The organism is Marinobacter sp. MIT932201 (assembly GCF_047123295.1).
Taxonomy (GTDB): domain Bacteria; phylum Pseudomonadota; class Gammaproteobacteria; order Pseudomonadales; family Oleiphilaceae; genus Marinobacter; species Marinobacter salsuginis.
Window position 1 is genome coordinate 3,298,298 of sequence record NZ_CP138917.1, and the last position, 13,567, is coordinate 3,311,864.

Sequence of the window (13,567 nt, forward strand, 5' to 3'; positions counted from 1 at the left end):
GAATCACCCCGCTGCAGGCAAACTCCCGCCTAGCATGTTTTCAATCACCGCTGCGTTGTAGAAGGTTTCAACGCACCGGATTTTTTGCTCCCTTACGCGACACCAGATTGCCAGGCGCACATCACCAATCGGCTCGAAGTAAGTGCGGTAATCCAGGATCGCAAACACGTGCTCACCGTCGGCACTCAGTTGCCGTAGAACCAGGTCTTTCTGAATGGCAAACATACCGAACTGGTAGGCCAACATGTCGTCCCGGTTCAAGAATCGCATGTTGGGCCCCACGTACTCAAAGCCCTCTTCAGCAAGCAGATCCTTGGCCTCATCTAACCGCTGGGCACGAATGTTTTCAATGAACTGAGCCACAATGTCCTTTGGCTGCATGACCATTCTCCAGAATCAGGAACTCATAATCTAAACTGGCCCCACTTAACTTGGACATTAGCCTATCAGGGCCTGCAGCAACAGAGTCACTCAGTAATGGAAATCAGTGCAGGTGCTGATCAGTTGCCTGGATTAGCAGCAAAACCATCAACCATTAATAAGGTTTAATAAGCTTTCGATATCCACATTGATATTTGTTCATCGTTTTTCGAAGACCTTGCCCGCGGCATAGCACTATCTAATTCACTTTAGCTCGGAAATCTAAATGTTTGTTTCAACATTTCTTCAGAAAATTCTGAGCGAGCTTTCGCAGAGATAGTGCGCCAAAACAGACCCGTTCAGCCGGCAAAAATCACGCGTATTCGCCGCTTTTTCTCATACCTTTGTTAGACATCATTTAACACAATTTGACAAAGCTCCCGGATAGACTCTTCGCTCATTTTTTATTCAACGGAGCTTTCATGGGTTCTCCAAATGTTATGAGGTTGGGCGCGTTTTTTATCACGTGCTTATTCACCCTCACCGGCTGCTCCAGTGACAGCGACAGCGCAGTTGGCAACACCGGCAATTCAGACTCACAAAGTAGCGAATTAATAGAAATCAGCGGCGTTGCCATGAAAGGAGCGATCAGTAACGGATTGATCTCGGCGTCAATGAAACAAGCCGTAACAGATAGGGAACTCACAATACTAACCCACCCCATTCGTACCGAAGAAAACGGAGAATTTACGCTCTCATTCAATGCGCCATCGCACGCGGGCGGCGGCGAAATCGTAGTGCTTGAACTCTCCTCGGATACCGCGACGGAAATGGTTTGCGATGTAAGCGAGGGTTGCCGGCATGCGGGCACCAGTAGTATGGCCGCATTTGGCGAACCATTCTCTCCGGGCAACAACCTGAAGCTTTCAAGTCTCAGCGCAGTAGATGGTGTTCAACGCGCCTATCTCACACCGTTAAGCACGTTGGCAGTGGAACTGGCAAAACGGCAAGACGTTGCACTAACAGCAGAGGGTTTTGATCGGGCAACCACGACCGTAGAGTCCTGGTTCGGTATCCCTGAGGGAACGATGGCAAAGCAACCTTTGAGCCTTACTCATCCGGCGTCGCTGGATGCCAGCCAGCCAGAGCTTGAACTTGCACTGGTAAACGCTGCTTTTCTTTCACTTGCTGCGGATAGCCGTTGGAGCAACGTTGGCGACGTGATCAATGCTGCACTTGAGTCCATTCAGTCGTCTGGCGAGCTTCCAGCTAGCGGCGGCGAGAATGGCATGGGACTCAGCCGCGAGCTACTGTTGCTGGCCGCCAGTGCGCAGGCGAGTGCCCTGGCTGATCAAAAAGGTGTGGGGATTGATGCAGCAACGTTGGCGAACGCGGCCGATTCCCTGGCGCGACGGTCAATGGAGCTTGCGGAGCCCACTCCTGAGCCAGAGCCTACCCCGAAGCCAGAACCTACTCCGGAGCCGGAGCCTGCCCCGGAACCAGAGCCTGCCCCGGAACCAGAGCCAACCCCTGAGCCAACGCCTACCCCTGAGCCAGAGCCCGCCCCGGAACCAGAGCCTGCACCCGAGCCAGAGCCCGCCCCGGAACCAGAGCCTGCCCCGGAACCAGAGCCAACCCCTGAGCCAGAACCTGCTCTCGGCACTGCAACACTGTCATGGAATGCGCCGTTGACCAGAGAGAATGGAGAGAGCATTTCAATGGGCGAGTTGGATGGCTACGAAATCCGATATGGCCAAACCAATAACATTACAGCAATGACCGGCAAAGTTGAGATCAGTTCAGCATCGACCATGAAGTTCACCGTTGAAGGTCTTGAAAACGGTGTATGGTATTTCACGATTCGTACAGTAGATGTGGAAGGCATGTTCAGTGATTGGTCTGCCGTCGTGTCAAAGGAAATATAGCGTTCAACCACGATAGCTATCCGGGAACATAAGGGCAGTAACCCGCGTTTGATAGAGGGGGACGGGACTAGAAAACACCCGTCTCCGCCAATTGCCGTATGATCTGGAAACCCGGCGCCGCAGACTTGCCCGCTTGATGGGATTAGTCATAACTGAAACGCTCCGAAAGGATGTGATGGGAAGGCGTGCCTCGCTTGATCAGGTGATCCTCAACAACATCCATCATGGGTGCAGGCCCGCACATCACAAAGAGCCATTCGCTGAATTCTTCCTCGGAGAAAACCCTGTCGATCAGCGCGCCATCAATGAAGCCGGTCTCACCCTCCCAGTTATCTGGTGGTTCCGACAACACATAGACCACATTCTCCGTCCCGAGCTCCTCCCGGTGAGCGATCTGATCAATCACGCGATTACCGTAGATCAACCTCACCTTGCGGGGATCGTTGGTGGCCCGCATTTGCCTGAGCATACCCAGCAGTGGCGCAAGCCCTACTCCCCCGGCGATGAGGGCAACTCCGGGTCCCGCTCGACCATCAACAGTAAGATTGCCGTAGGGGCCGTCAACGTAGGCAAGGGTTCCCGGCTCTATCTGGCCAACGGTGCGGGTAAAGTCGCCGAGCTCTTTGATCATGAAAGATACCCGTGGCCCCTCGGCAGGTGCCGAACAAATGGAAAAGGGATTTTCTTTCAATGAGAAGGGGCTATGCCCCACATTCAGCCACAGAAACTGACCGGCTTTATAATCCAGCCCCGCATGCCCTTCAGGCTCCACGCTCAATTCCCATTGCTTCGGTGTCAGCTGGTTCACGGAGGCCACACGCCAAGCGCGTGCCTTTTGCTGAAGGGGAACCCACAGGTAAACCATGAGCAATGACCCGACCGCTACTCCAGTCATTGCCAGCCAAATCCAGGTCATCACTGGTTCCGATCCGTAACGTCCTCCGTAGACCGTGTGGTGCAGCAGAAGAAGTGCAATCAAAAGCGCGCCGACCCCGTGCATCAGGCGCCATGTCTCGTATTTATAGTCCAACTGGGTCCGGCCGATGGCGAGGAGCACAAGGCTGGGAAGAAGCAAAAAAGCGCCAATTCCACTTAAAATCGCGGAAAAGTCCGTTGTGAGCGTCAATTCACGGCTGGGATCCCATGGGCGGGGACCACCGGAGGGCGTTTCCTGGTAAAGAAACGGGTGCACAAGCGCAAAAACCAGGGCCGTGCGGGCCATGATCTGGTGAAACCGCATCGTCACATCCATTCCGACGCCATTCGAAATGGCTTTGAAACGGCCGGAGAGGATGAATTCCATAAGGATCATCGAGAAGGCGAGGATGCCAAGACCCGAGGCAAGTTCCTGGTGCCATTCGCGCTGCGGTCCGCCAACCGCAGCGGACAGGATCAACGGCAACGTGACAGCACCAAGGTATACAACAATCAAATAAAACGGTTTCATTTCCAGAACCTATGCCAACTAAGTCGCAACGCAAACACCCTGCTCATCCAGGATATGTTTAACTATAGCCATCAAACATCAAAGGACAGCTTTACGTGCGATCGAAGTCCTGGGTAAGCCATTTGCGCCCCAAAAAAATTCCTTTCCGGCGTCGATTTGCCCGAGCGTCCGTCGCGCTGATCTTTCGGAGAATGGAAGACGGCCACGAGGAACTGCTGTTTATCCAGCGGCACGATGCCGCCTAACTGCAACGGAACCCCGAGAATATGCCCGACATTCCGATTCTCGGCTCTACCCGACCAATATACTACTGCACAAGATGGCCAACGTGACCTAAGCTTTCCAGACGAAATCAGTAGCACTGGTTTTGATCATCAGTGCAACCGCCTTCACCATAATGGCCGAAAACAACAACTTACTGACCAGAAGGAAGCATCATGAAAACCATAAAAACAGCATTGGTCGCATCTGCGGCCGCAGCCAGTTTTATCGCAGCCGATGTTCACGCGGCGACCGAGTGGAACGTATCTTTGTGGGGCAAGCGCCGAGCTTTTACCGAAAACGTCGAGAAACTCGCCGAATTGGTTGAAGCCAAAACCGATGGGGAGTTTACCCTCAACATCTCTTACGGCGGGTTATCCAAGGCAAGGGAAAACCTTGATGGCATTTCATTTGGCGCTTTCGAAATGGCGCAGTTCTGCTCCTTTTACCACACCGACAAAAATCCGACCATCACGGTAACCGAGCTGCCTTTTTCACAAGATGTGTCTCTGTCCCGGATCAGCGACATCTACACGGAAGTGTTCAAGCACCCCGAGGTCAAGAAAGATCTGGCTCGATGGAATGCCACTCTGTTGATGCCCACCCCGCTGCCTCAGTACAACCTCGTCGGTAAAGGCGAGCCGATCGGGACTCTGGAGGATTTTGAAGGCATGCGCATCCGCGGCCCGGGCGGAATAATGGGCGTGTTGGGCAAACTGGGCGCTGTCAAGACAGGGGTGCCTTTCTCTGAAGTACGTCAGGCCATGGATTCCGGAGTTATTGACGCAGCGTCCTTCGCACCCCATGCACACCTGGCCACCACAACTTACAAGGTAGGTCAGTGGGCTACAACTAACCTCAATCTCGGCTCTGCCAATTGCCCGGTAGTCGTCAATACCGACGCCTTGGACATGCTTGAACCGGCCCACCGTGAAGCGCTGCTGGGCTCTGTTGAGGAAGCTCTCGACTATTACGTAGAAAACTACGAGCAGAACACCACGGCCAGGTTCGAGGCTGCCAAGGATGAGACCAACATTACGGAAGTTACCTTTACGGCAGAGCAAACTGCCCGGCTGAACGAACTTGCAGAGTCTGTCCGTCAGGAGTGGATCGAAACCCATAAGGGCGATTTTGATGCAAAGGCTGTTTTCGATTTCACAGCCAAGCTCTTCGCCGAACAATAACCTGACTCGTAAAACCGGAGCCCGATTCTAACTGAACGGGCACCGGTTTATTTCTTGGGAAACCACCCCTTCCCCGACTGGAGGCTGACATGTCTGCAGCAGCATCTGTGCTTGCTGATAACTCAACGCTGAGCCGTCTGGACCGTCTGTTTTTCCGGCTGGAATCCTTACTCACCCTGGCCGGCGGTTTTGCGATTTTTCTGCTGGTTTTGTTGGCAACGGTCAACATACTCGGACGTTGGATTTTTTCATCGCCAATCAGTGGTTACGTTGATTGGGTCGAACAGGCCATGGCATTCATCGCTTTTCTTGGCATTGCCTACACCCAGCGAATGGGTGGCCACATCCGTATGGACATACTGGTTGGACAATTCCGCGGCCGCTATCTGTGGTTTACCGAATTGGTTACAACGCTGTTGATGCTGGCAGTCACCTCTGTACTTATTTACGGCAGCTACATGCATTTCTGGCGAGCCTACACCATTGGTGATTCATCGCTAGACATCAATTTGCCCACCTGGCCCGCCAAACTGGTGGTTCCAATTGCTCTCACCATCCTGGCAATGCGCCTGTTACTTCAGCTCTGGGGCTACATGCGGGCGCTCAAGCAGGGCGGAGATATGCCTGTAGCAGTCCCGCTTGTTGAATCAGCGGCCGACGTTGCCGCCCGTGAAGCCAGTGCCGTCAGTGGCCACGATGAAGAAAAAACAACATGACTGAACTGTTCCAAACCATGGGCAACATGGATTCCATCGACATCGGCCTCTGGGTCACCGGAGCCATGCTGGTTTTTGTTCTGCTGGGCGTTCGAGTCGCTTTCGCAGCTGCCACAGCCGGCTTTCTCGGTCTGGTATGGATTTTCTCCGCCAAGCTCGGTTTCGACCGGGGTTTTCTGGTCGCTGTGAAAATGGCGGGCACCATCCCCCATTCGAAGGTTTCCTCACTTGCCCTGTCATTGATTCCCGCTTTTATATTGATCGGCTTTCTTGCCTATCACGCAGGCCTCACTAAATCTCTATTCGAAGCGGCAAAACGATGGGTCGGCTGGCTTCCCGGCGGCATGGGGGTGGCCACCGTATTCTCCACCGCAGGCTTCGCAGCAGTGTCCGGTGCATCGGTGGCGACGTCTGCCGTTTTCGCCCGGATCGCGGTGCCGGAAATGCTGAAACTGGGATATGACAAGCGCTTCGCCGCGGGTGTTGTCGCTGCCGGCGGCACACTGGCTTCGCTTATCCCCCCCTCTGCCATCCTGGTCATCTACGCCATCATCGTTGAACAGGACGTTGGTGCGCTGCTGATGGCCGGGTTCCTGCCCGGTGCCTTTTCAGCCCTGGTTTACGGGGCACTCGTCATAATCATGGCGGTCACCCGCAAGAACTTTGGCCCGCCTGTTCGTGGCTACACGTGGAAACAGCGCTTTGAGTCAGTACCCGGCGCAATGCCCATCTTCGTGGTGGTTGGAATCATCATGGTCTGCATTTATGGGGGCGTGGGTACACCAACCGAAGCCGGTGCCCTTGGCGCTTTTGTTATTCTCTGCATGGCGCTCTATAACGGAAGCCGATGGCCAGAGCTGAAAGCTTCACTGATGGAAACGGCAAAGCTGTCGGCGATGATCTTTGCCATCATTTGGGGTGTTCTCATCTACGTTCGCTTTCTTGGATTCGCCGACCTGCCCACGGCATTTTCTGACTGGATCGTCAGCCTGGAGCAGAGCCCGCTGCTGACACTCCTTCTCATTCTCTGCGCTTACGCCGTTCTGGGGATGTTTATGGACGCCATCGGCATGCTACTGCTGACTCTGCCCGTGGTGTACCCCGCAGTGATTGCCCTGAATGGGGGCATCGATGTGACTGCCGCCGAATCGGCCTTTGGGGTTTCTGGAACCGGCTGCGCCATCTGGTTTGGCATTATTGTAGTGAAAATGGCAGAGCTCTGCCTGATTACGCCTCCCATAGGGCTGAACTGCTTTGTTGTTGCTGGCGTGCGTCCAGAGTGTTCGGTGCAGGACGTGTTCCGGGGCTGCACCCCCTTCTTTGTGGCGGATGTTTTAACCATCGCCGCCCTGATCGCGCTGCCCGGTATCGTGTTGTGGTTACCAGGCATGATGGGCTACGGCTGACGATGCGCCGGACCTGCTTTGCTATGGGTGTCTGAGATGACAACCATCGGTATGCTCACACCACTATACATTCTCAATGATGGTGCCCACCCGGGCCATGGGCGTGACCGTGGGCTATTTCTTCCGAGGTCGCGGCGCGCACGTCAATCACTTCGATATCAAAGGTCAGGGTTCTGCCCGCCATCGGATGGTTGGTGTCGACATCGGCAAATTTGTGGCCCACCTTGGCAACAACCACATGGCGCGGGCCCTGCTCGGTCCGAACCTGGGCAATCATGCCCGGTTTCCAGCGTTTGGCGCCCATCAAATGCTTGATCGGCACTCGCTGGATGGCATCAGGCTTGCGCGGCCCGTAGGCCTTTTCCGGAGTGACGGTGACGCTGAACGTATCACCCGCATCGCGACCTTCCAGGGCTTCTTCAAGGCCATTGATAATGCCGCCGTAACCATGCAGGTAGGCGTTCGGCTCGCCGCCGTGGGAGTCTTCAATAATGTTGTCTTGTTCGTCGCGCACGCTGTAATGGAACAGGACGACCTGGTTCTTTTCGATTGGCATATATTTCTCAGCGAGGTTGGTTGGACCGCCATTATAGCCAGCTCCGGCGCTGACTGCAGGAATGGAACAACCGAACAGTATGGCAAGGCTCATTCTTCGTTGGCCCTGCGATAACTGCCCTTGTAATCAAAAACCCGCTCCTGCACCTGCCAATAGTGCTTCTGCTTGCGAGCGATCACGAAATCCGGTGCCGGCAACAGGGCCTGACATTCAAATACCGTATCCACTGAGCTGAACACTTTCGGGGCCTGGCCATTGGCAAAACGACGCCCGAAGATCTTGTTGAAAATAGTGCGCTGGCCCGGCTTGCTGAAATCAAACGATTCGTTGAGTTCCTCCCCATCCTCGCCGTGATAGGTAATCCTCAACGTGCTACCGTCAGCGCCCAGCGATATGCCGGCACATCGAATCACCATGGCATCCTTGAGCTTCAAGGCATCCCGGAGCTGATCGTCCGGGTCGATAATGGCTTTGTGGCATTGATGGCAGTTGCGGGCCGCAATGTCATTCTCGGCACCGCAGTGCGAGCACTCCTTGAAACGGAAACGGTAATCGCACTGTTGCGGGCGCCCGTTACCGCCGAAAGATTCATCTCCTTCCTGAGTCTCCAGAAGCCCCTGACACCGGCGGCCGTAATGCTCGATCACACCACCGTCACTGTCGGTTTTGCCCCAGAAGATGTTGGCAAACCCGCATCCCGGGCAAAACACCTGCACCGGCTCACTGTCGGGGTCCGGTTTCGGCTCACCCACTTCCGGGTGATGCAGGTTTACATGGTTGCCGGCATAATCAATCACCAGGCAATCCCGTTTGCCTTCATCCAGCCGAAGACCACGGCCGACAATCTGCTGGTAAAGACTTACTGACTGTGTGGGCCTCAGTATGGCTATGAAGTCCACGTGGGGCGCATCAAAGCCCGTGGTCAGCACGGACACATTCACCAGATACTTGAGCTCCCGCTGTTTGAAGCGCTGAATCAGCAAGTCCCGGTCCTTCAGATCCGTCGCACCTGTCACCAAGGCAGTCTCATGCTCTGGCAGGTAACCGGTAATCTCCCGCGCATGCTCCACCGTGGCCGCGAAGATCATCACTCCCCGGCGGTCGGCGGCCAGCTCCATCACCTGCTCAATAATCGCCCGTGTAACTCGCTTGTGCTTGCTCAGCAACTGGTTAACGTCTTTCTCGGCGTACTCGCCAAAACGGTCCTGAGGCAGCGCCGAGAAATCGTATTGCGCCACAGCTGCGTTCACGAGTTCGGGTTTGGTGAGATAGCCGCGATTGATCATGTAGCTCAACGGCAGCTCATAAATGCAGTGCTGAAAGGGCTTGTCGTCCTCACCACGAACAAAGCCCCGATAGTGGTAGCGATAGATCCAGCCCATCGCCAGGCGATAAGGTGTGGCAGTCAGCCCGAGCACTTTCAGGGACTCATTCTGCTCGCGTAAAAGTTCAATGATTCGTTGATACTGACTGGTTTCCTCACCGCTGACCCGATGGCACTCATCAATGATCAAGAGAGAGTATTCATCCCGGAACTGATCGAGATTCGCCGACACTGACTGCACGCTGGCAAAGGTCACCTGATGGTGGCGTTCCTTGCGCTTCAGCCCAGCTGAAAAAACGCCGCCCTCCAGCCCATAACTCTCATATTTCGCGTGATTCTGCTCGACCAGCTCTTTCACATGGGTCAGCACCAGAATCTTCCGCCGGGCGAGACGAGCCAGCTCGGCAATCACCAGACTTTTGCCGGCGCCGGTTGGCAGCACGATAACGGCGGACTCATCGGACTTTCTGAAATGATTCAGCGTGGCCTCGACCGCGTCCTGCTGGTATGGGCGTAGTTTGAAAGGAGCATTCATGTTGCAGTATCTGGCCGTCTTCTGAACGAAAATTTGGCCATACTAGCAGATGCCATTACCTTTACCCTTGGGCCGACACGAGATCCGCCCCCTTTTCCTGAATGGCCAACTTGGACCGCCATGAACGACGCTGCGCCAGAGCTACCCATCACGCCCAATCCTGCTGAGAGCGGGCTTTCCAGCCAGCAGGCCAGTGCACGGCTGGAGGAGTTCGGTTACAACCGGCTGCCTGCCCCTCCAATGCCAGGTGTTCTGGAGTTGTTTGCCAGGCAGTTCCTCAGCCCTTTCATTTACATCCTCCTGATCGCTTCCGGGGTTTCATTTGCCCTCGGCCAGACCCCGAGCGGGGTTTTTATTCTGATTGTTCTGCTGATAAACGCGATCATCGGCACCGTGCAGGAGTTTTCGGCTCAGAAGGCCGCGGCTGCGCTGAAGCAAATGATGAAAGGGACAGCCCACGTGCTTCGGGACAGCCAGATTGTCACCGTTGACGTCGAGGAGATCGTTCCGGGCGATATTGTTTTGCTTTCCTCGGGCGACAAGGTACCCGCTGATCTTCAGTTACTCAGCGCCAGCAGCCTGGCAGTGGATGAGTCCATGTTGACGGGGGAATCCCTGGCGGTTGCCAAGAATGTCGGTACTACAAGCGATGACAGTACCCCGCTGACTGAGCGCGCTGACCAGTGCTTTGCCGGCAGCATCATCACCCATGGGCGCGGGCGCGGCCGGGTGATCGCTACCGCCTCGGCGACCCAGCTTGGCAAGATTGCACAGGGTGTTACCGGCAAAACCTCGGCCGAGCCGCCGCTGATGATCCGGATCCGCAAGTTCACCTATCAGGTCGCTTTCGGCATTCTGGCGGCTATTGCCGCCCTGGCAGGCCTGATGATCCTGGATGGCGGTTATTCCATCGAGGAGATGATCCTCATGACCATCGGCCTGGCGGTTTCGGTGATCCCCGAGGGCCTGCCTGCCGCACTCACCGTTGCCCTGGCCATTGGCATGTCCCGAATGGCAAAACGCAATGTCATCATTCGCAAGCTTGTCGCCGTGGAGGCACTGGGATCCTGCACTCTCATCTGCTCCGACAAGACCGGCACACTGACCGTTAACGAGCTCACCATTCGCAGGGTGATGCTGCCTGACGGGCGGCAGTTCGAGGTAACTGGCGAGGGCGTGGCACCGGGAGGGGAAATTACTGGGCATGCCGGCACCGAGATGGATGCGACTGGCCAGGAAACACTCAGGGAACTCTGTGTTGCAGGCGTCCTCGCCAATGAAAGCCACCTGGACTACAGCGGCGGCGAGTGGGTTTCCCAGGGAGATATCGTAGACATCGCCTTTCTGGTGATGGCCAAGAAGCTGGGTATGTCCATCACGGACCTGCGAACCCGGCAGGAACAGGTGGCCCTTATCCCTTACGAGTCGGAAAAGGCCTACAGCGGCGTGGTCAACCGGGTTGGTGATCAAACCGTGATTTACGCCAAGGGCAGCCCTGAAAAGATGCTGGCCATGTGTGACCGGATGACCACCGCGGACGGCTCCATAGCCATCGACAAGCCGGCCCTTGAGCGCCAATTCACCGAACTGGCCTCCAGGGGCTACCGGATTATTGCCCTTGCGAAGAGAACTTCCGCGCACGGCGACCATGAAATGGCCGGGATGGTCTTTCTCGGCATGGTCGCCATGATCGATCCACTTCGCCATGAAGCCTTCGACGCGATCGAAAAGTGTCGCACCGGCGGTATTGAGGTCGCCATGGTCACCGGAGACCACCCGGCGACCGCGAAATCGATCGCACAGGAACTGGGCCTGTGTGACGCAGACGCAACCGTCGTAACAGGCCCGATGCTGGATGAAGCCAGCGCTCGTGGCCAGCTGGCGGTGGACAAGCTCATTCGCCCCGCCCGGGTATTCGCCCGCATAGAACCCACCCGAAAAGCCCAGATTGTGGACAGCTTCATGCGGGATGGCCATTTTGTGGCGGTTACCGGGGATGGTGTTAACGATGCCCCCGCCATGCGACAGGCCCATGCCGGAATCGCCATGGGTAAGCGAGGCACCGATGTGGCCAAGGAAACGGCCGACCTGATCGTCACCGACGATAATTTTTCATCGATTGTCGCCGGAATCGAGCAGGGCCGGGTGGTATACAACAACATCCGCAAGGTCATCGGGCTGCTGGTGGCCACCGGTTTCTCCGCAATCCTGCTCTTTTTCCTCTGTGTCATGGCCGGTCTGCCAATGCCGATGATCGCGGTACAGCTCCTGTGGCTGAATCTGGTTGCCAACGGCTTCCAGGACGTGGCCCTCGCCTTCGAACCGAAGGAAGGCGGCGAACTGTCCGTAAAACCGCGCTCACCCCACGAGCCCGTGTTCGATAAGCACATAATTGAGCATGTTCTGGTGGTGGGCTCATGGATGGGCCTTGTTGCTTTCCTCAATTTCCAGTGGACGCTCGACCAGGGCCAAAGCCTTGAGGAAGCCCGCAACCTCACGCTGATGCTGATGGTGCTGTTCGGCAACATTCACGCGCTCAGCAGCCGCTCGGAATTCCGCTCGCTGTTCCGCATTCCTCTGCTCCGCAACCCGTTCCTGATGCTGGCGGTTCCCCTGGCCCAACTGGCGCACATTGGTGCCATGTATGTGCCGGGGCTCTCCGATGTCCTGCAGATTCAACCGATATCCCTGGCGGAATGGCTGCAGTTGCTCGCACTTGCCATGAGTCTTGTCATTGTCGAGGAACTGCACAAGGTATTGATCAGGAAGCGGCGACAGTGAATCTGTGGTGAGATCCCGATAAGCTTGAAACAGGTTTTCTTCAGGACACTGAACACATGATCGATTTTCGCAGCGACACGGTCACCCGCCCTACCCCTGAAATGCGCGAGGCCATGGCCAGCGCCGAGGTGGGCGACGACGTTTATGGCGACGACCCCACCGTGAACAGCCTTCAGGCCTACGCCGCCGAACGGCTGGGCTTCGAGTCGGCCCTGTTTACCGCCACCGGCACCCAGGCCAACCTGCTGGCCATCATGAGCCACTGTGGCCGGGGCGATGAGTACCTCTGTGGTCAGTCGGCTCACAACTACCGCTACGAAGGCGGTGGCGCTGCTGTGCTGGGCAGCGTACAACCACAACCGATCGAGAACGAGCCGGATGGCAGCATCAACCTTGGCAAAGCCAAAGCCGCCATCAAGCCCGACGATTTCCATTTCGCCCCTACCCGCCTGCTCTCGCTGGAAAACACCATCGGTGGCAAAGTGCTGTCGTTGGACTATCAGCGCGAGGCCCGCGCCTTTTGCGACGAACACGGTTTGCTGCTGCACCTTGATGGCGCCCGGGTGTTCAACGCAGCCGTAAAATCCAACTGCGACATTACCGACATCACCAGGTGCTACGATTCAGTGAGCGTTTGCCTTTCAAAAGGGCTGGGTGCACCCGTCGGTTCGCTGCTGCTGGGTTCGAAAGCTTTTATCGAGCGAGCGACACGGCTGCGTAAAATGGTGGGTGGCGGCATGCGCCAGGCTGGCATACTGGCTGCAGCTGGGCGCATCGCTCTGGAGAAAGGGCCGCTTCGGCTGATTGAAGACCACGAGAACGCCGAGTACCTGAGCGCCGGCCTGGCCGACATTCCGCAGCTGGAGATAAACCCCACCAGCACTCAGACCAACATCGTCTACGCCCGCTGCAGGTCCGGCAGAGCCGCGCACCTGCGAGACTACCTGGCTGACCAGGGCATCCTGATCACGGCGGGAGACCCCATTCGCTTCGTGACGCACCTGGACGTCAACCGCCAGGATGTCGACCGGTTGCTGGACGCTATTCGCCGGTTCTACCAGGGTTGAAGGGG

10 protein-coding genes are annotated in these 13,567 nt (G+C 56.2%); 6 read left to right on the plus strand and 4 right to left on the minus strand.

From position 1 onward, the window contains the following. Window positions 1–3: 3 nt before the first annotated feature. Window positions 4–381 (minus strand): nuclear transport factor 2 family protein, encoded by a 378-nt coding sequence (locus SIC15_RS15175; protein WP_412536343.1) that lies wholly within the window; start codon window positions 379–381, stop codon window positions 4–6. A gap of 653 nt (window positions 382–1,034) precedes the next feature. Here SIC15_RS15175 and SIC15_RS15180 point away from each other — a divergent pair. Continuing rightward, complete coding sequence (locus SIC15_RS15180; protein ID WP_227549439.1) at window positions 1,035–2,285, plus strand: fibronectin type III domain-containing protein; 1,251 nt, start codon at window positions 1,035–1,037, stop codon at window positions 2,283–2,285. A gap of 142 nt (window positions 2,286–2,427) precedes the next feature. On the opposite strand, the gene SIC15_RS15185 is transcribed toward SIC15_RS15180, so the two are convergent. Then, entirely contained in the window at window positions 2,428–3,732 is a 1,305-nt protein-coding gene (locus SIC15_RS15185; protein WP_412536344.1) for a ferric reductase-like transmembrane domain-containing protein, read from the minus strand. Window positions 3,733–4,169: 437 nt separating this feature from the next. Here SIC15_RS15185 and dctP point away from each other — a divergent pair, with 437 nt between their 5' ends. From dctP to SIC15_RS15200, 3 genes are all read left to right on the plus strand, one after another. Further along, complete coding sequence (gene dctP / locus SIC15_RS15190) at window positions 4,170–5,177, plus strand: TRAP transporter substrate-binding protein DctP (RefSeq protein WP_412536345.1); 1,008 nt, start codon at window positions 4,170–4,172, stop codon at window positions 5,175–5,177. Window positions 5,178–5,266: 89 nt separating this feature from the next. Further along, on the plus strand, window positions 5,267–5,893 hold the full coding sequence (locus SIC15_RS15195) for a TRAP transporter small permease subunit (protein ID WP_412536346.1): 627 nt from the start codon (window positions 5,267–5,269) through the stop codon (window positions 5,891–5,893). After that, entirely contained in the window at window positions 5,890–7,299 is a 1,410-nt protein-coding gene (locus SIC15_RS15200; protein ID WP_205632669.1) for a TRAP transporter large permease, read from the plus strand. The genes SIC15_RS15195 and SIC15_RS15200 overlap by 4 nt, the downstream gene beginning before the upstream one ends. A gap of 73 nt (window positions 7,300–7,372) precedes the next feature. Here SIC15_RS15200 and SIC15_RS15205 read toward each other — a convergent pair whose 3' ends face one another. Further along, window positions 7,373–7,855 carry an FKBP-type peptidyl-prolyl cis-trans isomerase gene (locus SIC15_RS15205; RefSeq protein ID WP_412536347.1) on the minus strand — a complete coding sequence of 161 codons (483 nt, stop codon included), beginning with the start codon at window positions 7,853–7,855 and terminating at the stop codon, window positions 7,373–7,375. An 89-nt stretch (window positions 7,856–7,944) separates the two neighbouring features. Then, window positions 7,945–9,714, minus strand: coding sequence for a DEAD/DEAH box helicase family protein (locus SIC15_RS15210; protein ID WP_412536348.1), 1,770 nt, complete (start codon window positions 9,712–9,714; stop codon window positions 7,945–7,947). A 120-nt stretch (window positions 9,715–9,834) separates the two neighbouring features. Here SIC15_RS15210 and SIC15_RS15215 point away from each other — a divergent pair, with 120 nt between their 5' ends. Together SIC15_RS15215 and ltaE are read left to right on the plus strand one after the other, a co-directional pair. Continuing rightward, window positions 9,835–12,495 carry a cation-translocating P-type ATPase gene (locus tag SIC15_RS15215; protein ID WP_412536349.1) on the plus strand — a complete coding sequence of 887 codons (2,661 nt, stop codon included), beginning with the start codon at window positions 9,835–9,837 and terminating at the stop codon, window positions 12,493–12,495. 56 nt (window positions 12,496–12,551) lie between these two features. Continuing rightward, entirely contained in the window at window positions 12,552–13,562 is a 1,011-nt protein-coding gene (gene ltaE / locus SIC15_RS15220) for a low-specificity L-threonine aldolase (protein WP_412536350.1), read from the plus strand. Window positions 13,563–13,567 lie beyond the last annotated feature (5 nt).

Excerpts from the sequence above, each read along its gene's own strand:
- SIC15_RS15175 (WP_412536343.1), bottom strand. The coding sequence starts at position 381 with ATGCAGCCAAAGGACATTGTGGCTCAGTTCATTGAAAACATTCGTGCC.
- SIC15_RS15180 (WP_227549439.1), top strand. The coding sequence starts at position 1,035 with ATGAAACAAGCCGTAACAGATAGGGAACTCACAATACTAACCCACCCC.
- SIC15_RS15185 (WP_412536344.1), bottom strand. The coding sequence starts at position 3,732 with ATGAAACCGTTTTATTTGATTGTTGTATACCTTGGTGCTGTCACGTTG.
- dctP (WP_412536345.1), top strand. The coding sequence starts at position 4,170 with ATGAAAACCATAAAAACAGCATTGGTCGCATCTGCGGCCGCAGCCAGT.
- SIC15_RS15195 (WP_412536346.1), top strand. The coding sequence starts at position 5,267 with ATGTCTGCAGCAGCATCTGTGCTTGCTGATAACTCAACGCTGAGCCGT.
- SIC15_RS15200 (WP_205632669.1), top strand. The coding sequence starts at position 5,890 with ATGACTGAACTGTTCCAAACCATGGGCAACATGGATTCCATCGACATC.
- SIC15_RS15205 (WP_412536347.1), bottom strand. The coding sequence starts at position 7,855 with ATGCCAATCGAAAAGAACCAGGTCGTCCTGTTCCATTACAGCGTGCGC.
- SIC15_RS15210 (WP_412536348.1), bottom strand. The coding sequence starts at position 9,714 with ATGAATGCTCCTTTCAAACTACGCCCATACCAGCAGGACGCGGTCGAG.
- SIC15_RS15215 (WP_412536349.1), top strand. The coding sequence starts at position 9,835 with ATGAACGACGCTGCGCCAGAGCTACCCATCACGCCCAATCCTGCTGAG.
- ltaE (WP_412536350.1), top strand. The coding sequence starts at position 12,552 with ATGATCGATTTTCGCAGCGACACGGTCACCCGCCCTACCCCTGAAATG.